This window comes from Mobiluncus sp. (genome assembly GCF_985070215.1).
The window spans coordinates 1-21,646 of sequence record NZ_CFKZQR010000007.1; the positions used below are offsets into that span (position 1 = coordinate 1).

Sequence of the window (21,646 nt, forward strand, 5' to 3'; positions counted from 1 at the left end):
CCCACGCCTGCGGCCTGTTCCAGTTCCAGAGACGCCAGCCCTCGGCGCAGCCGCCACAGTACGCTCAGCTCTTCCTTCGTGAACAGCACCTCTTCGTGGCGAGTACCCGAAGCATTGACGTCCACCGCCGGGTACAAACGCTTTTCGGCCAGTTCGCGGGACAGTCGCAACTCCATGTTGCCGGTGCCTTTGAATTCCTCAAAGATAACCTCGTCCATCTTGGAGCCGGTTTCGACCAAGGCAGTAGCGATAATCGTCAAGGAACCACCGTTTTCAACATTGCGGGCGGCACCAAAGAACCGCTTGGGCGGGTACAGTGCGGAGGCATCCACACCGCCGGAGAGAATCCGGCCCGAAGCCGGGGCAGCTAGGTTGTAAGCACGCCCCAACCGGGTGATGGAATCCAGCAACACCACGACATCGCCGCCCAGTTCCACCAGGCGCTTGGCCCGCTCAATGGCGAGTTCTGCCACCGTGGTGTGCTCTGAGGCAGGGCGGTCGAACGTCGAGGCAATAACCTCCCCCTTGACCGTACGCTGCATATCGGTGACTTCCTCCGGACGTTCATCCACCAGAACCACCATGATGTGAACTTCGGGGTTGTTTATAGAAATCGCGTTGGCAATTTGCTGCAAGATGATAGTCTTGCCAGCTTTCGGAGGAGACACAATCAGGCCGCGCTGGCCCTTGCCGATAGGAGCCATCAGGTCAATAATCCGCGGAGCTAATACCTTCGAAGATGTTTCCAAGCGTAGCTGTTCATCAGGATACAACGGGGTCAGCTTGGAAAACTCAATTCGTTGCGAGGCCTCCTCAATGCTCTGACCGTTGATGGACTCCAGATGCACCAGAGCATTGTGCTTGACGCGGCGTTCTTCACCTTCACGAGGCTTGCGCACGGCACCCACAATCGCATCGCCGGAACGCAGTCCCCACCGGCGCACCTGACCCAAAGTCACGTAAACATCGTTGGGTCCGGGAAGATAACCGGAGGTCCGGACAAAAGCGTGGTTTTCTTTCACCTCCAAGATGCCGGCAATGGGCAGTAACTCTTCAGGGCTGATTTCCTCGCTACCGTTATTGTCGCTGTCATCGCGATCGCGTCCACGATTACGGTTGCGGTTACGCCCGCGGCGATCATTGCGATTACGACGGTCATAGCGTTCGCCCCGGTCGTCTTGAGTCTGTTCGCGCCGCACGCTGGCTCCCTGGGCCACCGCTTCCAGCTGAGGATTGTTTTCCGTGGCAGACTCGGCATCATCATGGTTGCGTTGACGACGCGAAGGCTTAGCCCCCAGGTCATGCTCCAACGCCGCCTTTACGTCAAGGGGGGCAGCCGCGTTTTCGGAGTTTTCTTCGGCGGCAGGTTCGCCTGCCGGTGCGGAAGCGCGACGGTGACGACGCGCCGCACGCTCCTGACTCGCGGAAGATGCAGAGTCTTGCTCACCATCATGTTCAGACGCCCGAGACTGTTCCGGAGTCGCAGTTTTATGGGGTGCGGAGTCAGCAGATGCACCTCCAGACTTCTGTTTTTCAATAATCGCTTCAATAAGTTGCGGTTTTCGAGCCTGAGAAATGCCTTTAATGCCCAGCGACTTTGCCAGTTCGCGCAGTTCGGAAAGCTTCATAGCAGCCAGTTGATTGTCGTTCACAAGTGTCCTTATCTCAAAGGTTAATGGGTAAAAACTTGCGCAACGTTCCCAAATACGAAGGTTCGCAAGCAGACCGACTCAAGAATACGAATCGGGTTTGGCCCGGAAGATATCTACGGACCCGCGGCTGAGCCGTGTTGATAAAATCATACCTCCGCGCTAAGGTTTCAACAAAACGAGTATCAACTTCGTGAGCGTGACCCCGTCATGACCCGGACCACACAATGGTCTATCAGGAACGGAAGCTACAGCAGCAACGCAACTTCGGGGCACTAGGGAGTGGTTTCCGCCGCTTCATGCGTTATTTTCACATTCAATGCTTTTGCGGAACTGGATTTTTTATCTCCCCATCCGAAAAACTTCATTATTCAAAGAAAGGCACTCTAATGAAACGCATAATTGCAGCTGCTGCAATTTCAGCACTAACCTTGGTCGGCATGACGGCCTGCACTCAGCCCAGCTCAGGACCCGCCGGCGGCGGTAACACTGCCACCGGAGACACAATCAAAATCGGCGTGAACTACGAGCTTTCCGGTGCGGTAGCCACCTACGGTAAACAAAATGTTGACGGCATCCAACTGGCAGTTGATGAAATCAACGCCCAGGGAGGTGTCAACGGTAAAAAGATTGAAATTGTGAAATACGATTCCAAGTCAGAGCCGGCCGAAGCCACTACTCTGGCCACCAAGTTGATGAGCCAGGACAAGGTCCTCGCCATGATTGGTCCGGCGACCTCCGGTTCTTTCAAAGCAGTCATCCCCGCCGGTAACCAGAATAAAGTTCCGGTGATTTCCGGATCTGCCACCGCGGATGACGTCACCGTCACCGGCGGCAAGCTCCAAGAATTTGCTTTCCGCACCTGCTTCTCTGATTCCTACCAGGGCGGCGTGATGGCCCAATACGCCGCTGAAAAGTTAGGTGCCAAGACCGCGGTCATCATGGGAGACACCTCCTCTGACTATGCGAAAGGCCTGGCCAAGAACTTTAAGGAAAACTTCACCAAATCCGGCGGTTCGGTCGTGGCGGAAGAAGGCTACGTGGCTGGTGACACCGATTTCAAGGCGACCTTGACCAACATCAAGGGCAAGGATTTCGATGTGCTCTATATCCCCGGCTACTACCAGGAAGTCGGCCTCATCATCAAGCAAGCCCGCGAGCTGGGCATTGACGCCAAGATTCTGGGAGGCGACGGCTTTGACTCCCCCACCCTTCTGGAACTGGCCGGTGCCTCGGCGTTGAACAACGTGTACTTCACGTCGCACTACTCGGCTTTGGACACTTCCAACACGAAACTGCAAGACTTCATCAAGACCTACAAGGATAAGTTCGGCGAGGATCCGTCCTCGTTCAACGCCCTCGGCTACGACACGGCTTACTTCGTGGCCAAGGCGATTGGTGAAGCGAAAGAGTTGAACGGTCCGGCTATTGCCGAAGCGATGGCTAACGCTAAGGGCTTCGAGGGCGTGACCGGTTCTTTCGATATGGATCCCAAGACTCATGACCCGATTAAGACGGCGGTCGTGGTTTCCCTGAAGGACGGTGTCCAGGACTCCGCTGAGGCCTACGCCCTGAAGTAATCGAGTGTTTCCCAAGGGCGGGGCGGCCCCGTTGACCCGAGTCTTCACCAGGTTCGGGCTCCCCACCCTCGGGACCTCGAGAAAGAACGTTCCTCATGGATTTGATACTGCAACAGCTGATTAACGGCCTGTCGCTGGGTAGTATCTATGCGCTAATCGCGCTGGGATACACCATGGTCTACGGCATCATTCAGCTCATCAATTTCGCCCACGGCGACGTCCTGATGGTCGGGGCTTACGTTGGTTTCGCAGGAATGGTCCTGCTGCACCTCGACCCGTTCACATCTTTGCTGGCAGCAATGATTATCTGTGCGATTTTGGGGATGCTGATTGAGCGTTTGGCTTATAAGCCGCTGCGCCACTCGACCCGAATCGCCGTACTGATTACCGCTATTGGCATGTCCCTGCTGATTGAGTACGTGATGATGTACTTTGTCGGGGCTGAAGCCCGCGCCTATCCCGCCCAGACTGGCTGGCTGGGAGCAACTTACCGCTTCGGTGGGGTGAGCCTGTCCATGATTCAAATCATCATCGTGGTGGTTTCCGTGGTACTGATGATTGTCCTGCAGTTCATCATTAAGAAAACCCGCATTGGTAAAGCCATGCGCGCGGTCAGTCAGGATCAAGACGCCGCCAAACTCATGGGAATCAGCGTGGATAACACGATTTCCTTCACTTTTGCTCTCGGCTCCGCTTTGGCTGGCGCCGCCGGGGTGCTGTGGGGGCTGTATTACACTTCGATTACCCCACTCATGGGCATTATGCCTGGCTTGAAAGCCTTTGTGGCCGCTGTTTTGGGCGGTATCGGTTTGATTCCAGGAGCTTTGGTGGGCGGCTATCTGGTCGGCTTTTTAGAGACCATCGTGAACTCCTTGGGTCTGTCCACATTCCGTGACGCGGCCGTGTTCATGGTGCTGATTATCGTGCTCATCTTTAAGCCTGCCGGCATCCTCGGCAAGAACGTACAGGAGAAGGTCTGAGCCATGAAAACTGGAATAAAAAGTATCATTGCACAAGCCGTCATTCTCGCGGTTCTTTGGGGGCTGGGGTACGCCCTCATCACGGTGGGGGTCATCGACTCTTACATCTTTAACACCATGGTCACCATCTGCGTGAACATTATCCTGGCGGTGTCGTTGAACCTGGTCACCGGGTTTACCGGGCAATTCTCTCTGGGCCACGCCGGATTCATGGCAGTAGGGGCCTATTCCACCGGCCTCATCGTTACCGCGATTCCTACCTACGGTGGTTTCTTCCTGGGACTGGGCATAGGCGGACTTTTCGCCGCCGGTATCGGTTTCCTCATCGGTTTGCCGACCCTGCGTCTGAAAGGAGACTACCTGGCTATCGCCACCCTGGGACTGGCCGAGATTATCCGCGTGCTGCTGTTGAATCTGGAGTTCTCCGGCGGGGCTGCCGGACTGTTCATCCAACTGCAGTTCACGGACTGGAACATCCTGTTCATCCTCACGGCGGGCACCATCCTGCTGATTCGTAACTTCCTGAACTCCCGTCACGGGCACGCCTGCATCGCGGTCCGCGAGGATGAAATCGCCGCTGAATCCATCGGCGTTTACTCCACCCGGATTAAGACCCTGGCTTTCGTAGTCGGTTCTTTCTTCGGAGCCATCGGGGGCGGCCTGTACATCGGCAACTTCTTCTTTGTGAAACCGGACCTGTTCAACTTCATGATGTCCATCAACATCCTGGTGATAGTGGTTTTGGGCGGTTTGGGTTCGCTGACCGGCTCGATTATCGCCGCCATATTGCTGGCGGTAGTTTCGACCCTGCTCCAGCCCTTCCCTGAAATCCGAATGATTCTCTACGCCTTGGTTTTGGTTATCCTCATGGTGTTCCGTCCCCAGGGTCTGTTGGGCACCAAGGAGCTGACCTTTAAGGTCTTTGGTCGGTTGATGCGCAAGCCGACCGGGGAGGGCAAACCGGAAAGTGGCAGTGCGTTGCCAACTCCCCCAACCGCGGAGACACCCCCGGAGGCACTCCGCGCCGAGGCCAGTCCCGAAACTGGGAAAGAATCCGCATCCACCGAACCCCCGACAGAGGAGCAACGCGCCCACGCTATCTTGGACGTGCGCCGCCTGACACGGCACTTCGGCGGGCTCGCCGCCCTCACGGACGTGGATATGTATCTGCAACCCGGTGAACTAATCGGTCTGATTGGACCCAACGGAGCGGGGAAAACCACCGTTTTCAACCTGCTGACAGGGGTTTATCCCCCCTCATCGGGAACCATCGCTTTCCGCCCTGACCCGCAGGGCGGGGACGTCTCCATTGCCGGCAAGAAACCCTTTGTGATTTCTCGCTGCGGCATCGCCCGCACCTTCCAAAACATCCGTTTGTTCAAGGACCTCACGGTGTTGGACAACGTGGTTTTTGCCATGGAACAGCGCGAAAAGTATTCCCTCCTGGCGTCCTTTTTCCATCTGCCGTCCTGGTCCCAGTCGCGTCAACGCGTCCACGAAGAATCTATGCAGTTACTGCAGATGATGAATCTCGCTGAAAAAGCCGGTGAATCCGCTCGGAACCTGTCCTACGGTGAACAGCGTCACCTGGAGATTGCTCGTGCCCTGGCGACTAACCCGCAGCTCCTGCTGCTGGACGAGCCGGCGGCAGGAATGAACCCAGCCGAGACTGCCCAACTCACGGAGTTGATTGCGATGCTGCGTCAGCGTTATCACCTCACTATCCTGCTCATTGAGCACGACATGTCGCTGGTGATGACCATCTGCGAGCGCCTCTACGTGCTCGACCACGGCGTGGTTATCGCTTCCGGTACGCCTCAGGAAGTTCGTAACAATCCGAAGGTTATCGAAGCCTATCTGGGTCAGGAGGTGGAAAATGTTTGAGATTAAAGACCTCAAGGTTTCATTCGGCGGCATCCAGGCTCTCAAGGGCATTTCCCTGCGCGTGGAAGAAGGCGAAATCGTGACCCTGATTGGCGCCAACGGAGCGGGCAAAACCACGACGTTGCGCACCGCCTCCGGCCTGGAACGCCCTTTGGAAGGCTCAATCTGGCTTGATGGCAAGGAAATTACCAAATCCTCACCACGTTCGCGGGTACGCCACGGTTTGGTTCACGTCCCGGAGGGGCGTCGGGTGTTCCCCGGAATGACCGTGATGGAAAACCTCGATTTAGGTGCCTACATGCGCAAAGACCGCAGCGGTTGTGCCGCGGACCTGAAAATGGTGTTTGAAAGGTTTCCGGTCTTGGCTGACCGGAAAAATCAGCTGGCGGGGACCTTGAGCGGCGGCGAACAGCAGATGTTGGCTATGGGCCGCGGGCTGATGGCCAAACCGCGCGTCCTGCTGTTGGACGAACCTTCGATGGGCTTGGCCCCGCTGTTCGTCCAAGAAATCTTTGACATCATCGTCAAAATTCAAGAAATGGGAACTACGATTTTATTGGTAGAGCAAAACGCCAACATGGCTTTGCAGATTGCCTCACGCGCCTACGTGATGGAAACCGGCAAGATTGTGTTGCAAGACGATGCCGCAGAGTTGCTGACTAGCGACGAAGTTAAGCATGCCTACCTGGGAGGATAACCATGTTTGTAAAATGGAGAATGACAGCCAACCCTTTTACTATCGATTCGGGTGCCACCGTACCCGACGCTATCGAAATGATGCAGACTCACGGCATCACGAAGCTGCCAGTCTTGCGTGACGGCAAACTGTGCGGTGTAGTTTCTCAGTCGGACATCAACCGGGCTCTGCCCTCTGACGCAACTTCCCTGTCTTTTGGCGAAGTGGCCTACCTGTTGTCCAAACTGAAGATTTATAAAATTATGAAAAAGAATCCCCCCACCATCTCGGCCGATGCCATGCTGGAGGAAGCCGCCATCGTCATGCGTGACTCGAAAGTCGAGATTCTGCCAGTCATGGATGAGGGCAAGGTTATCGGGGTCATTACCGAATCTGATGTCCTCGATGCGTTTATCGACATTAACGGGGCTCGCGAGCCCGGAACCCGCCTGGTTATTGAGGCTGACGACCAGCCCGGGGTGATGAGCCGCCTGGCGAGGGTCACCGGGGAACTGGAGACCAACATCACCCATATTGCGGTGTACCGCACCGGGATGGAGAGTTCTTTCGTGCTTCTGGGTGTGAATACCGTGAATACCACCGACCTGGAGGAGGCGTTTACGAAAGCCGGATTCCAGGTCCGTTACGTCCTCAGACGCTAAAGCGTCGTTCATCTCCAAAAAATCTCCCTACCCCGTCATTGCCTTTCTTGGCGGGGTAGGGTCTTATTCACAAGTTTCGGGGGTGCCTGTATCCGTGACTGGATTGACGATGTGGTGGTTCCCTGTGGTTACCTGACAATGATTCCCTGTGGCGCCACCGGTAATTCTCGCGGCTTCCAGCCCAGATGTTCGAGATCTTGGCGCGTGGCGGGGTCCAGATGGTCAAAAACTATCACGGTAGGCCCAGCACCACTGATGGCGGCGGGAGCGCCAGCGGCTCGCAGCCGGTCTACTAATTCTAGGGACTGGGGCATGCCCTCACGGCGATACTCCTGATGCAGCCGATCCTCAGTAGCGAAAAACAGTAGTTCGGGGTATTTAGCCAAGGCCAAAGGCAGCAGCGCGGCGCGTCCGGCATTAAAGGCCGCGTCCCGATGCGGAACTGACTCGGGCAGCAACCCGCGTGCCTTGGAGGTGGCGAGTTCAAATTCCGGAATCAGCACGGTCAGTCGTACTTGCGGGGAAACCTCAAAATGTTGCGCATAGGCTCGCGGCGTCCCCCCATTCGCACTCGGTTCCATCCAGCCCACCACGGCACCCCCGTACACGGCAGGGGCGGCATTGTCGGGGTGGCCTTCCATCTGGACCGCGAGCTGAAAAATCGCCTCCGTGTCCAACACTCCCGGCTCCAGCAAAGCCCCAGCAGCGGCCAACCCGGAAACTAGGGCCGCGGAAGACGAACCCAGACCGCGGCCGTGCGGAACCCGGTTCACGCAATGCATTTCAATCCCAATCTGGGAAGCTCCTACAGATTCCAGCCCGGCTCGCAAAGCCTGCACCACCATGTTGGTTTCATCCTCAGGTACTTTGCCGGCGCCTTCGCCTTCCACCGTGACGTGGGTTGCTCCGGTGGTGGCCCGCACACTGACTTCATCGCGCAGTTCCAAGGCGAGGCCCAGAGCGTCAAATCCCGGCCCCAGGTTAGCCGAGGAGGCCGGAACGCTGACCGTTACTTCGTCACGCACAAAATTCATGGCAATTCCTTAGGTTCGGTGGTTTTGCGCTTGGTTCGGGCACAGCATCGGCCCGGTGGAGACACTGTTGTTACAGGCCGAGTTCCCGTACCGCCGCCTGCAGGCTGGGTTCGATTACGGGTGGGGTCACGTTGCCTTTCGCTTCCATTGCGGTGGCGGTGTCTTTCAAGCCGTTGCCGGTCAAGGTGCAGGCAATTCGCACTCCCCCGGGTACTTTGCCTTGCTCGGCCAACGCCAACAGACCCGCTATCGGGGCCGCGCTGGCCGGCTCGCAAAACACTCCGACTTCCGCGGCGATAATGGACTGGGCCTGCATAATGGCTGCATCGCTGACCGCGGTAATTAACCCGCCGGAGTCGTCGCGTGCCGCGGTGGCGTAGTCCCAAGACGCGGGGTTACCAATCCGGATTGCGGTGGCGATGGTTTCCGGGTTCTCGATAGGGTGTCCCGCCACGAAAGGTGCGGCTCCGGTGGCTTGAATCCCCCACATTCGAGGCAGCTTGGTGGTTTGTGGTTTCAGTTTCAGGGCTGAATCCTCGATTGAGGAGGCGACTTTCCGACCGAAGTACTCGTTATATCCCATCCAATAGGCACTGATGTTTCCGGCGTTGCCCACCGGCAGGCAGTGAATATCGGGTGCATCACCCAGGGCGTCACAAATTTCAAAAGCGGCGGTCTTTTGTCCCTGCAGCCGGTAGGGGTTAATTGAATTCACCAAACCCACCGGGTACTTTTCGGTCAGTTCCCGGGTAATTCGCAAGCAGTCGTCAAAGTTTCCGTCCACCGCAATGAGCTTGGCCCCGTGCATCACGGCTTGAGCCAGCTTGCCCAGAGCAATCTTTCCGGCGGGTAAAATGACCGCGCATCCCACCCCTGCCGCGACCGAATAAGCCGCCGCGGAAGCGGAGGTGTTGCCGGTGGAAGCGCAGGCCACCATCTGAGTGCCCGCCGCCTTCACTTTCGTCATGGCCATAGTCATGCCCCGGTCTTTGAACGAACCGGTGGGGTTAGCACCCTCAAACTTCACATAGACCTCTGTACCGGTGGTGTCTACGCCAGCTTTCTCGCTCAGGGTGCCAATGCGCTGTTCCACGCGGCGCGCCCGAATCAAGGGGGTATTGCCCTCAAACAGGGTCACGACGGGGTCGCCTGGTTCCAGGGGAAGTCGATCCCGGTATTCTTCCAGCAGACCGCTCCACATCTGTGCCATGTTTTGGTTGCTCCTTATTCGCGGTTTCGATAACCTCTACAGTTTTCGCTCTCGGCCATGCTTTAGTCGCGAAAAAACTGAGGCTCTCATTGGTCTTCCTCAATGGACATCTCTGAGGCGATTTTATGCACTAATGGTGATTTCGCCAAAGCGGCAGTAATTCCCTCATGCTTGGAATTCTGTGCCAGATGGGTCGAAATGACCAATGTCGCTTCGTCGGGTGCGGTCTCGGTCGGCGGTTGAGTCAAAGACGCAATGGAGACTTCCCCGGCGGCATAGATTTTGGCGATTTCCGCCAGCATCCCAATCCGGTCAGCAACCTGCAAACGTATCTGACGGCAGGTTTCCACTCGTCCCGGTTCGCAAATCGGCAGGTCTGCGTACACGCTTTCGCGGGGGGCATGCCCCCCGGAGACCAAGTGGTTGGCACCCGCCACGACGTCGGAAAGTACCGCGGAGGCGGTGGGAGCCCCACCTGCGCCCGCCCCGTAAAACATGAGCCGACCAGCAAACTCGGTTTCCAAAACTATGGCGTTGTAGGGTCCGCTGATGCCCGCCAGCGGATGACTCTTTGGCACCAGGGTCGGTTCCACACCGAGGGCAATCTGTTCCTGCCCGTCAACGGTGACCCTTTGGGCGCGAGCCAACAGTTTCACCGCGTACCCGGATTCTGTAGCCTGTTGAATATCCTGAGCGCTAACCTCGGTAATGCCCTTCACGGGGACATCCTCCAGGTTCACCCGGGTATGGAAAGCCAGGGAGGCTAGGATGGCGCACTTGGCTGCCGCATCGTGACCGCCTACGTCCGCGCTGGGATCCGCCTCGGCAAAGCCAAGCTCTTGGGCCTGGTGCAAAGCCCGTTCATAGGACCAACCCTGGGTGGTCATCTGATCGAGAATGTAGTTGGTGGTGCCGTTGACGATACCCAGAACTTTGTTGATTCGGTCTCCGGTCAAGGATTCCCGCAGTCCATAAACCACGGGAACCGCCCCGGCCACCGCGGCTTCAAAATACAAATTCGCATCTGTGCGGGCGGCGGCCTCATAGAGCTCCGGGCCGTATTGTGCGAGGACCGCTTTGTTGCCGGTCACCACCGTTTTGCCTGCCTCCAGGGCTTTTAACATGGCACTGCGAGCCGGTTCCAGGCCTCCCATCAGCTCGATGACCAGGTCGGCGGAGTCAATCACCGCATCAATATCGGTGGTCAACAGATTTCGGTCCAGGCCCTCCCGAGCCTTGCTGGTGTCGCGGACCGCAACGCCGCTAAGCACCAGGTTTGCTCCCGCCCGTGCCGCGAGTTCCTGCTGTTGGTCGTGCAAAATGCGCGCGACTTGCAGTCCTACCGTGCCAGCACCGAGCAGTCCAATTTTTACGTCTTGTTTTTGCGCCATCTCTGTTTTCCCTTTCGGTGTCCCTCTATACGTTCACTGTATCAGCAGGGCGGGTATCTAAAAATTCGCGGTACTGCGGGTCAAAATGAGCCAGCATCGCATCCACAGTTTCCGGCTCCAAAAGCCACTTTGTAATGACCGTTCCACTGTTGTCTTGATCTACCCCCAGCACTCCCGGGCGCGTAAACCAGTTATAGTTCGAGCTCATGGCCCACCCATAGGCTCCTGTAGCAGGTACCGCCAGCAGGTCTCCCTCGGTCAAGTCTGCGGGCAGGGCCACGTCTCTAACCACAATGTCACCCGATTCACAGTGAGAACCCACCACACGGCAGGGCGTCAGCGGGGCCGTCGAACGGCGGTTGGCCAAAGCAATCGTATAGTTGGCATCGTACAGCGCGGGACGAATGTTGTCGCTCATTCCACCGTCTATCGACACGTAGCGACGATAGCTGAGGCTGCCGTCTCGATGCTGGCCCACCGGCTGATCCTTGATATTGACCACTCGGTACAAAGTAATGGTGCTGGGACCAGCAATAGCTCGTCCCGGTTCTACGGAAACCCGCGGGAAGGGTTGTTCTAACTCATCACAGGCATTTTGTATCACTTGGTACAGTCCAGCGGCGAAGTCGGCGGCGCCTGGCGCGGGGGCATCGGCAGGGGTATAGGCGATGCCGTAACCGCCCCCCAGGTCGATTTCTGGAATGAGATAACCGGTCGTTTGTTTCACCAGACCCCGAAACTCCAGAATTTTCCGAGCCGCGGCACAAAAACCGTCAAGATTCACTATCTGAGAACCAATGTGAGAATGCAGACCGCTCAGCTCCAAGCGTTCATCGGCCAAAATGGACTGCACCACGCGCCAGGCGGGGGAATCAAAAGCCGGGGCTGCGCCGCGGGGAGAATTGGAGTCATCGATAGATTCAAAACCGTGAGCCCCAGGGGTGAGGGACAACCCAAACTTTTGGTCTTCGTGGGCGGTAGCAATAAATTCGTGACCGCCGGCGTGAACTCCCGTGGTGACACGCACCATCAGCGGCACCCGGCTTTGCGGCTCCAATTCATCTAAGACGCGCTGAATACGCCGGACTTCCGCGGGGGAATCAACGATAATCCTCCCCAGGTGAGCCTCAATTGCTTGTCGCAGCAGTTCGGGGGATTTCCCGTTCCCATGCAAACCAATCAAACTCGGTGGACAGCCCGAAGCTAGCGCCAAAGCCATCTCCCCAGCAGAAGCCGTATCTAACCCGAGTCCTGCCCCAGCCGCCAGCCGGGCTATTTCCACACATAAGAAGGCTTTTCCGGCATAGTGTACCTGCACCTCATGATCGCCAAACGCTGCGGCAAAAGCCTCGCGAAAAGCCTTGAGACGGTCTTGAAAATCCGCCATGTCCAGCACAAAAATCGGGGTTTGTCCGCCCCGACCGTCCACCTGCGGAGCCTGGCTCAAAAGCTCGCTCAGGCTTCGTCCGTGCAGAGTCAGTTCTCCCTGTGAATCGCGCTGAAGCCCACTGGGCCACAAGTCCGCGCGCACCTGCGGGTCCGGGGCAACCCAAGTTCTTAAGCCAGAATCCCCCGGGTGTAAACGTGCTGGGTCATCAGCCGCCAAATCCACCGCCCGTTCCTTCCTTACGTGGCGCGGCTTCCTCGAAAAACGGCGCCGCTCACATCCGCTCGGGTGCGGTCACACCCAACAGGTCCAAGCCGTTGCGCAGGACCTGACCAACAGCGTTGTTCAGCGCCAGCAGCGCCGCATGCTCGGCCGTCACCGGTTCATCACCAGCGGGGGTGACGCGGCGCTTGCCGTACCAGGTGTGGTAAGCCCCTGCCAAGTTCTCCAAGTAACGAGGCACCAGGTGCGTGGCGTTTTCAGCCGCGCCTGTCGCCACTACGGACGGGAACTGCGCCAGAACACCGATAAGGGCCGCATCTGCCGGATCGCTGAGTTCTTTCGGATCGAAACCATCCGCGCAAGAAACCCCATGTTCAGCAGCGTTCTTGGCTACGTTTGAGGTGCGGGCATGCGCATATTGGACATAGTAAACGGGATTTTCGTTGGTATGCGAAGCCAGCACATCAAGGTCAATCGCCAACTGGGTATCCATCGAAGAACGCACCAGGGCATAACGGGCCGCATCGACGCCTACAGCTTCGACGAAGTCCTCCAGCGTAACGATGTCTCCGGCACGCTTGCTCATACGTACCGGTTCACCGTTCTTAAACAGGTTCACCAGCTGCCCGATGATAATCTGCATATTCTCGCCCGGCTTATCGCCATAAGCGGCGCACATTGCCATCATGCGCCCAACGTAACCGTGGTGGTCAGCCCCGAATAGGAACACGGTGCGATCCGCCCCGCGCCGGCGTTTGTCCTGATAGTAGGCCACGTCAGAAGCGAAGTAGGAGGCGTTGCCATCGGACTTGATAACCACACGGTCCTTGTCGTCTCCATGCTTGGTTGTCAGCAGCCAGGTCGCGCCGTCTTTTTCGGCCACCTCGCCACGCTCACGCAAGTAATCCAGCGCCTTGGTGACTGCCCCGGTTTCATAGAGGGAATTTTCGTGGAAGAACACATCGAATTCGGTACGGAAACCGCGCAGTGATTCTTTAATTTCATCGAACATCATTTCGACGCCGTGAGAGCGGAAGTATTCTTGGGCGGCTGCATCGTCCAGAGTTACCGGGTCAGGGTCGCCCGCAGCTTTCGCTTCGGCTTGAACCTTGGACGCGATATCGGCGATGTACTGCCCGCCGTAACCGTCTTCGGGGGTTTCCTGGCCGCGAGCCGCTGCCAGCAAAGAAACCGCAAAGCGGTCAATCTGGGTGCCGTGATCGTTAAAGTAGTACTCGCGTGTGACCTTCGCGCCGCTGAACTTGTACAGACGCGCCAAAGAATCCCCCACTGCTGCCCAGCGCGCACCGCCGATGTGCAGCGGTCCGGTCGGGTTAGCGGAAACGTACTCCAGGTTGATATGGATTCCTTTGAGGTTTTCGCCGTGGCCGTAATCGTTGCCGGAGGCCAGAATCTCAGCTACCAAAGCACCGGCGGCTCCGGCCTCAAGCCGGATGTTGATGAACCCCGGACCGGCGACTTCCGCGGAGGACACCCCGTCAATTTGAGCGATGGCAGAAGCAAAGATTCCCGCCAGTTCTCGAGGGTTGCGGCCTACAGCCTTGCCCAACTGCAAGGCGATATTCGTCGCCCAATCTCCGTGGTCGCGATTCTTGGGACGCTCCACGCGCATTTTTTCGGCCAAGACGCCGTCTGCTATATCGATATTGTTTTCCGCCGCTGCGGTGCCAAGCTGCGCAATCATGCGCTGAGTTAATTCTTCAGGAGTCACCCCATAAGCCTAACGTTTTGCCCTGAGCACATCAAAATTACCTCGTTTAAAGGGGCGAAAAAACGAAAACGATGTGGTGTCCATTGAGTGCGTATATCGCACCTGATTCAGCGCCCCGGATGGGATTCGAACCCATGACCTTTTGCTCCGGAGGCAAACACTCTATCCACTGAGCTACCGGGGCTTGCTGCAACCAGCTTCAACAGTTTACCGCTTTGCTTCCAGAAGGTAAATTTTAGCCCCCTATGCCCAACACTAACAGCACTAAAAGTCCCAGATTCAGGGCAATAATCAGAGCAGCTACCAAGATGTTAATGGCCAGCAACCATTTGGGGTCAGCAAAAGGTCCCATAATGTCCTTTTTCGACGTATAGATAACCAGTGGCAGCAACGCAAAAGGAATTCCTAAGGACAGCAGAGCCTGGCTGAGTACCAGCGCCCAGGTAGGGTCGAAGCCGAGTGCCAAGATGGCCAATCCCGGTATCAAGGTCACCACGCGCCGAGCCAGCAGCGGAACGCGAATATGCAGCAAACCGGCCATAATCTCTGAACCCGCATAAGCTCCTACCGAAGTGGAAGCTAGCCCCGAAGCCAGCAGCCCGATTGCGAACACCGTAGCTACCCCACCACCGAGAGCCAGGGAGATAACGTGATAAGCACCTTCGATTGTGTCCGTATCTTCCTGCCCAGCTCCGGGTCCGCGCAACGCAGCGGCAGCCAGCAGCACCAGGGCAATGTTAACCGAACCAGCCACCAGCAAGGCCCAGAACACATCCAGTTTCGTCGCTCGGAGGAGTCTGCGCTTGCGGTCGTCAGGATGCTCCGAACCGTGGCGGTCTTTCGTCAGGGAGGAATGCAGATAAATCGCGTGGGGCATCACGGTGGCTCCCAGCATCGAGGCAGCCACTAAAACCGAGTCAGCATTGGGGAATGTCGGACGTAGCCCGGCCACGGCAGCCTGCCAGGAGGGCGGTGCCACTACCAGTCCACCCACGAATCCCAGGGTGATGACCAGAAGCAGGGCAATGATGACCCGTTCAAATACAATCTGACCGGAGGTATTTTGTAAAAACAGCATGCCCAAAGACACCACACCGATTATCAAGCCGCCAACCAGCAACGGAGTCCCAAATAACAGGTTGAGGGCGATGGCTCCACCAATGACTTCGGCCAAGTCGGTGGCACCTGCCACGATTTCGGCTTGGATCCAAAAGGCGAGCCGCGCTGGCCGGCGCAAACGATTGCCTAGGACTTGCGGCAGGGATTGGCCGGTGACAATCCCAAACTTTGCGCTCTCATATTGGACCAGCATAGCCATCAGGTTAGCCAGCACCAGCACCCACACTAACGTGTAACCGTAGCGAGCTCCGGCAGTAATATTGGCGGCTACGTTGCCCGGATCCACGTAGGCGACAGCAGCCACGAAAGCCGGCCCCATCAGGGCAACCAGAGACTTTTGAGAGGCTTTCGGGTCATCGGTGAAATGAGACATGAATACACCCTACGCAAAACCGGCAGGCAGTAAAACCCCGACGCGAAACGCGGAGGTAGAGACGGGAAATTTAGGCTTCGGTATCCAAGGCCCGCCCCACCGAGCCGTTACCCAGCATGGCGCGCATAGAAGTGAAGGTGGCCAGGCGATCGTGTTGGCTCAGAGGCTGCGGACGACGCATCAGCAGCTGTTGATTTTGGGTATGCGCAGAGGAAACAGAAGCCTGGTTTATCCGCGATTCAGCCAAAGTCAAAGCAAACAGAGAGGCAGAATCGGCACCGGGTTCAATGACTTCACCGGTGACGGATTCAATCAGGTCACGATCGCCGCGAGAAAGGTGTGACAGCACCCACTGGGTGTGTTCATCGACAACAGTCTGCGCTCCGCGCAACACATCGCTGTTTTGGCGCTGCTTAGCTACTACGGCTGCTAAACGAACTGCCGAGCGCTGCTGTTCCATTGCCTAACCTTTCATTGAAAGTATGTCGATGTCAGTAATCTACCAGTTACCTTCGTCAGTTCCAAGGCTATTCTTAGATTTCTCTGATATTTCATTCAGATTACGTTAAGTATTCCTTGATATTTCAACAGTTTTTCACCGATTAGCTGGAAGATTCCTCAATGTCAGTTTGGGCTAATGTACTGACAATATCGGTATAAATCCCATCAACGCCAAGGGAAACTAGACGTTGATATGAGGAAGTGTCATTCACCGTCCACACATAAACCGGACAGCCTAGGGTGTGCGCGGCCGCCACAAACCGTGGGGTCACGATTTTCACCCCCCGGATACTTTCCGGTACCGCCAGCGCACAGTGAAAATCCCTGAATAGACGCGGCACAATACCGAAGCGGTAGAGCCGTTCCAAATGGCGTTTTTCCGCTAGCCCCGCCATCACGCGGTGAGCGTTGGCTTCGATTTGAGCCATTGCCGCGGTTCCCCGCTCTACTAGGGAAAAGAATGCGTCAGGGGAAATGTCTGTGCTACGAATCTCCGGGCGGGTTCGCCTCACCAAACCGGAGGAAGCTCCCCCCCAGATTCGCGCAACGTCTCGCGCTCCCGGTAAATATCCACACACCGGTCCCAGGTGCCGGGCCATTCGCCAGACTCGGCGGGCTGAAAAGGACGCCAGAGCGAGACGCTCCAAGTCACGGCGCCCCTGTAAGACGCGTAGCATACCGGGGACAACCGCATCGGTTTTAGCATCAATATTCAAGTAAATGTCGGGGTATCGGTCCAGAAACTCTTCCAGGTTCAAAGGCCGCTCGCCGTTAGGCAGTTGATGACGGCACAGCTGCGCCCACGTGACTTCGGCAATTGCCACTTCCCCATCGACCGCGTGCCACATCGGGTCATGGCTGATGACAGGAACCCCATCGCTGGTGGCATGAATATCAGTTTCCAGCCCAGCTACTGACCCGCAAGAAACAGCCCAGTCAAAGGCAGCCCGCGAATTTTCCGGAACCGAACACCCCACAGCCGCGCTGGCAGACACTGCTGACCCACGGTGAGCCAACAGCACCGGCCGATGGTGCGAAACAGGGAAAACAGGAGCGGGTCGCAAAATCAGGCGTGAATCTAGGAGCAAATCTGATTGACGAACCGAGCACCATGACGCTTCATCCAGCCCATCGGATCGACAGATTCCTTGTCTGAATTGCGAATTTCAAAGTGCAAGTGTGGTCCGGTAGAGCGACCGGTCGAACCCACCCCGGCAATAACATCTCCGGCTTTCACCTCAGCACCCTCACGCACGTAAATGCCGTCTCCATACATGTGCAGGTAGCGAGAGTAAAAGACCTCACCATCCTGAACATGCTTGATAGTAATCATGCCGGTGGATCCCTGCATTCCTGATTCTGTGACAATCCCGTCCGCTACTGCATGGATATTCGTACCGGTAGGAGCCGACAAATCAACCCCCTCGTGCAGCAATCGAGTTCCTGTCACCGGATTGACTCGCATCCCCCACGGGGAAGTAAACGTGTAACTCCCCGATGATAGCGGCCACAGCAAGAGGTTTTTTTCCGGAGCGGCAGAAGCGTCGCCGTTAGCGGAGCCCTGCGCGGCGCACTGGCCCAATGCGGTGGCTTCCACCACTCGGGAACGCGAACTGGCGGGAACCGCGTTTAAGTCGGAGTCATAATCGGTAGCGCCGCTGGCCCGAGCCACAACTGAGAGCAAAGTTTGATTGGTACTGAATTCAAAATTCGGAGAGGCAATGGATAAATTGGGTGAAACCATCCCAGATAGAGGGGCAACCACGGTGATGGCCGAAACCACACCCAACAACACCAGACGCGGAGCATTGAAAACTTGCGCTTCTTTACGGATGCGCGCGGACTGGGCTCTATTGCGCAATTCGCGTGCTTCCCGACGAGTGCGAGGCCTTTCGCTTACCACGGGTTACCTTCCGACTATGGATAACAACTCGAACTCAAGTTTATAACAAGTAGATAACGATTTGCAATTAAATGCGTGTATCAATTTTCACTTCAGTAACATTTGTTAACACCAAACGCCTTTCCCCGACAATTTCCTGAAAAAATCGTGGAGTTTTAGTGTCAAATGGTGCCGTGTATAGCTTCACCTGTTCAGAGCAAATCTCGAACCTCACCAACCAGTTCCTCCAGGATATCCTCCAGGAAAATCACGCCAATCACCACTCCGGGCTTTTCTGAATCGACCACCCCAGCCAGGTGAGTACCTTGCTTTTGCATCACCCGCAGAGCATCTTCCACTTCCATTTGCGGAGTCACAGTAATTAACGAGCGAATCCGCCAGGATTCCAACGATTTTTCACGAGATGCTTTCTCGACGGCAATGACATCTTTAATGTGCAGGTATCCGGTAATGCTCCCAGTTTCATCGACAACCGGAAAACGCGAGAAACCTGTACGCGCCACAGTCTTTTCTGCTTCTACAGGAGTCACGTCGGCTGGCAAAGTCACCAAGTTCTCCAAACCGACCATCACTCCCGACACAACTTCCGCAGAAAACTCCAATGTCCCGGAAAGCAACCCCAAGTCGTCCTCCAAAACCCCTTGCTCACGGGATTTCTCAACGATTGACGACATTTCTTCGACTGTAAAACTCACCCCAACTTCATGTTGCGGTTCCAAACCAAACAACCTCACCACCGAGTTCGCAAAGCGATTCATGGCGCTGATAACGGGACGCAGCGACCTTTCAATCGCCACCATCGGGGGTGAGTAAATCAAAATGAGCCGGGTGTGGGCCGAAACCGAGGTATATTTCGGAATCATCTCACCGACCACTACATGCAGATACAAAACAATCAACAAAGCGAGAACAATAGCTATGGAATGGGCGCTGACTGGCGGTAGACCCAACCGCAGCACCAGCGGTAGCAGTAAGTGCGCGATAGCCGGTTCCGCCACTACCCCCAATCCGGTAGACGCCAACGTAATTCCCAACTGACAAACGGCGAGCATCTCGGAAACATTTTCTACCGCGATGAGCGCGGAGGCCGCCCCGCGTTTCCCGTCTTTCACCAGGGGTTCAATCTCAGCTTTGCGCGAAGCCGTAAACGAGAATTCTGCCCCGACAAAGAAAGCATTGATGGCCAGGAGTACCACCATTAAAACCAAGGCAACCCAATCACTCATGCGTCGCCTCCGGGGAATTCAGCGGCTCGTCGGAATCCGGGTTGCGGGTGATGCGAACCCGGTCGATACGCCGACCGTCCATCTGTTCGACACGCAAAAGGTATCCGTTGACCAGGACTGTCTCACCTTGCGAGGGAATGTGGCCCAGTTCGTTCATAATCAGACCCCCCAAGGTTTCATAGGGGCCCTCGTCAGGCAGTTCCACTTTGGTTTGAATCAACAGTTCATCGGGACGGATCAGCCCCGGAACCAGCCATTCACCTTCCACGGGATGATTAATCCCGGCGGCGTGTTGATCGTGTTCATCCGCGACCTCGCCCACGATTTCCTCGACCGCGTCCTCCAAAGTGACGATTCCCGAAGTGCCTCCGTACTCATCGACCACCACCGCCGTTTGGCTGCCGGCATCACGCAGCAGCACCATCAAATCCGCCAGTCCCATCGTTTCAGGAACCCTAGGGACTTCATACATCAGCGAGGACGAAGTGACCACGACTTCACTGCGGCGTTCATAGGGGACGGATACGGCCCGGCGCAGGTTGGCGAATCCCAGGATGTCGTCCAAACCGTCCGGTCCAATCACCGGGAAACGGGAATGCCCAGTTTCCCGCGCTTTCGCAATGAGGTCATCCGCGGTGTCATCCTGGGTCAGGTAGTGTACCCGCCCACGGTCAGTCATCACGTCTTTTGCCGCCAACCCGGAAATATGTACCGAACGGGTAAACAGGGAAGCAGTCGATAAATCCAGCAGCCCTTCCTCGGCGCTTTGGCGCACCATCGCCACGAGTTCCTGAGCTGAATGAGCCCCGGACAGTTCTTCCACAACTTCCACGCCCATCCGGTCCAACACGAAGTTCGCCGAAGCCTTCAGCACCACAATGAGGGGCTTGAAAATAAAGGTGAATGCCCGCTGCGGACGCACCACAAAAGCGGCCGCTTTCATGGGGTCAGCCAGCGCTAGGTTCTTGGGAATGAGCTCACCAAAGACCATGGAATACAGATTCGTGATGACCAGGGCGACCACCGCACCCAGGGCCGTGGCCGCGGCTAGAGCCATCCCGGTGTGTCCCAAACCACGTGTCACCAGGTTTGCGATGGCTGTTTGGGTGGTGTAACCCACCATGATTGTGGACAAGGTGATGCCTACCTGAGTACCAGACAGCTGGGTAGACAGATTAGAAATAGAGTCTTTCACGAGGGCAGCCCGCTTGTCGCCGTTAGCCGCGCGCCCCGCAACTCTGGCGGAGTCGACAGCTAGGAAGGCAAACTCAGTGGCTACAAAAAAAGCTGTGACCAAAGTTAGAACCAGCCCCACCGCCACCAACAGCCAGTCAGCCACGACGGGACTCAACCGACCCACCGTCCTTGTGCAACCTCAACAAAAACCAGGCAGGAATAACCGAAGCAATAACGGTGCACTTGACCAGGACAAGGGCAAGAAGATAATCGCGGGTTGTCTTGCAGTTTAACCACCGTATTTATTTGCCAGCTGTGGCGGCACGGATGATTTCGCGGCGAACCCGCAGAGACGGCTGGCCGTTACCATCAGCCAGCACCATCCCTAAGCCTCCCGCTAAAGAACCTCCCGCTACCAGGCCGCGGGTGTATTCTTTGCGTTCCTCTGTGGAATTCGCTGCCCAAACCGGATTGTTTACCACGCTGATAGGAAGATTCACCACCGCCAGAATGAGAGCGCAAATCCGGGGGGATTTCCCCAGGGCCAACCCCATCGCGGTCACCGCTGTAGCCGCTCCGGACAGGCGCGACAACAATTTCGCGTCCGAAGTCAGCATGGGAGGCAGGCCAATCTTTTCCAGTGTCGGCTCCATCTTGCGGAAACGTTCCACGTGGTCTGCGGGGTTACGCAAAGCGTCGAGACCATCATGAATGAAAACCGCTGCCAGCAGCGGGCGTGAAATAATACGCAGCAAAGTCCTCATAACACTATTGTCCCCATTTTTCGACCAGTTAGCACCTTTTCGAAACGTTTTTAGGCAGCACGGAATAAAAACCACCTTATATGGTTAGAACAGGTGTGAGACAAACTTTGGAAAAACCTCTCGCAAAGCCCGCTCGTGCCAGGAGCGCGACATACCGGACGCAATCTGTCCCGCCCG

Annotated in this window: 18 protein-coding genes and 1 tRNA gene; 5 read left to right on the top strand and 14 right to left on the bottom strand. The window is 56.5% G+C overall.

The features are described from left to right. The coding region (gene rho, locus AC5LBQ_RS02495; protein WP_493264564.1) for a transcription termination factor Rho at positions 1-1,628 on the bottom strand (1,628 nt) is incomplete at its 3' end. Positions 1,629-2,038: 410 nt separating this feature from the next. Between rho and AC5LBQ_RS02500 the strand changes: the two genes are divergently transcribed. The 5 genes from AC5LBQ_RS02500 to AC5LBQ_RS02520 all read left to right on the top strand — a co-directional run bounded on the left by AC5LBQ_RS02500 (position 2,039) and on the right by AC5LBQ_RS02520 (position 7,431). Continuing rightward, positions 2,039-3,229, top strand: a complete 1,191-nt coding sequence (locus AC5LBQ_RS02500) for an ABC transporter substrate-binding protein (protein WP_297345633.1) — start codon at positions 2,039-2,041, stop codon at positions 3,227-3,229. A gap of 95 nt (positions 3,230-3,324) precedes the next feature. Further along, entirely contained in the window at positions 3,325-4,209 is an 885-nt protein-coding gene (locus AC5LBQ_RS02505) for a branched-chain amino acid ABC transporter permease (RefSeq protein WP_282922130.1), read from the top strand. A gap of 3 nt (positions 4,210-4,212) precedes the next feature. After that, positions 4,213-6,093: a branched-chain amino acid ABC transporter ATP-binding protein/permease gene (locus tag AC5LBQ_RS02510; RefSeq protein ID WP_297345632.1), complete on the top strand. Its 1,881-nt coding sequence runs from the start codon at positions 4,213-4,215 to the stop codon at positions 6,091-6,093. Beyond that, a complete protein-coding gene (locus AC5LBQ_RS02515; protein ID WP_297345631.1) occupies positions 6,086-6,790 on the top strand; it encodes an ABC transporter ATP-binding protein in 705 nt (234 codons plus the stop codon). Before AC5LBQ_RS02510 ends, AC5LBQ_RS02515 begins: the two co-directional genes overlap by 8 nt. A gap of 20 nt (positions 6,791-6,810) precedes the next feature. After that, positions 6,811-7,431, top strand: a complete 621-nt coding sequence (locus tag AC5LBQ_RS02520) for a CBS and ACT domain-containing protein (RefSeq protein ID WP_296179406.1) — start codon at positions 6,811-6,813, stop codon at positions 7,429-7,431. A 128-nt stretch (positions 7,432-7,559) separates the two neighbouring features. Here the strand turns inward: AC5LBQ_RS02520 and thrB are convergent, their stop codons facing one another. The 13 genes from thrB to AC5LBQ_RS02585 form a co-directional block, all read right to left on the bottom strand. Then, positions 7,560-8,465, bottom strand: coding sequence for a homoserine kinase (thrB, locus tag AC5LBQ_RS02525; RefSeq protein WP_297345630.1), 906 nt, complete (start codon positions 8,463-8,465; stop codon positions 7,560-7,562). 70 nt (positions 8,466-8,535) lie between these two features. Next, positions 8,536-9,675: a threonine synthase gene (gene thrC, locus AC5LBQ_RS02530; protein WP_493264535.1), complete on the bottom strand. Its 1,140-nt coding sequence runs from the start codon at positions 9,673-9,675 to the stop codon at positions 8,536-8,538. 86 nt (positions 9,676-9,761) lie between these two features. Then, positions 9,762-11,066 carry a homoserine dehydrogenase gene (locus AC5LBQ_RS02535; RefSeq protein ID WP_493264536.1) on the bottom strand — a complete coding sequence of 435 codons (1,305 nt, stop codon included), beginning with the start codon at positions 11,064-11,066 and terminating at the stop codon, positions 9,762-9,764. A 25-nt stretch (positions 11,067-11,091) separates the two neighbouring features. Further along, positions 11,092-12,678 (bottom strand): diaminopimelate decarboxylase family protein, encoded by a 1,587-nt coding sequence (locus AC5LBQ_RS02540; RefSeq protein ID WP_297345628.1) that lies wholly within the window; start codon positions 12,676-12,678, stop codon positions 11,092-11,094. 49 nt (positions 12,679-12,727) lie between these two features. Further along, on the bottom strand, positions 12,728-14,407 hold the full coding sequence (argS, locus tag AC5LBQ_RS02545; RefSeq protein ID WP_307741849.1) for an arginine--tRNA ligase: 1,680 nt from the start codon (positions 14,405-14,407) through the stop codon (positions 12,728-12,730). Between the two features lie 111 nt (positions 14,408-14,518). Continuing rightward, positions 14,519-14,591, bottom strand: a tRNA-Arg gene (locus AC5LBQ_RS02550). A 51-nt stretch (positions 14,592-14,642) separates the two neighbouring features. Then, positions 14,643-15,899 (bottom strand): Nramp family divalent metal transporter, encoded by a 1,257-nt coding sequence (locus AC5LBQ_RS02555; protein WP_307741850.1) that lies wholly within the window; start codon positions 15,897-15,899, stop codon positions 14,643-14,645. A 70-nt stretch (positions 15,900-15,969) separates the two neighbouring features. Next, a complete protein-coding gene (locus AC5LBQ_RS02560; RefSeq protein ID WP_282922140.1) occupies positions 15,970-16,359 on the bottom strand; it encodes a hypothetical protein in 390 nt (129 codons plus the stop codon). 142 nt (positions 16,360-16,501) lie between these two features. After that, entirely contained in the window at positions 16,502-17,422 is a 921-nt protein-coding gene (locus AC5LBQ_RS02565; RefSeq protein ID WP_493264537.1) for a glycerophosphodiester phosphodiesterase family protein, read from the bottom strand. A gap of 56 nt (positions 17,423-17,478) precedes the next feature. Then, the gene (locus AC5LBQ_RS02570) at positions 17,479-18,261 is read right to left on the bottom strand and encodes a M23 family metallopeptidase (protein WP_307741852.1); all 783 of its coding nucleotides are present in this window, start codon (positions 18,259-18,261) and stop codon (positions 17,479-17,481) included. Positions 18,262-18,494: 233 nt separating this feature from the next. Beyond that, positions 18,495-19,529: a hemolysin family protein gene (locus AC5LBQ_RS02575; protein WP_282922143.1), complete on the bottom strand. Its 1,035-nt coding sequence runs from the start codon at positions 19,527-19,529 to the stop codon at positions 18,495-18,497. Continuing rightward, entirely contained in the window at positions 19,522-20,889 is a 1,368-nt protein-coding gene (locus AC5LBQ_RS02580) for a hemolysin family protein (protein ID WP_491680769.1), read from the bottom strand. Before AC5LBQ_RS02580 ends, AC5LBQ_RS02575 begins: the two co-directional genes overlap by 8 nt. 118 nt (positions 20,890-21,007) lie before the next feature. Continuing rightward, positions 21,008-21,469: a DoxX family protein gene (locus AC5LBQ_RS02585; protein WP_493264538.1), complete on the bottom strand. Its 462-nt coding sequence runs from the start codon at positions 21,467-21,469 to the stop codon at positions 21,008-21,010. Positions 21,470-21,646: the final 177 nt, after the last annotated feature.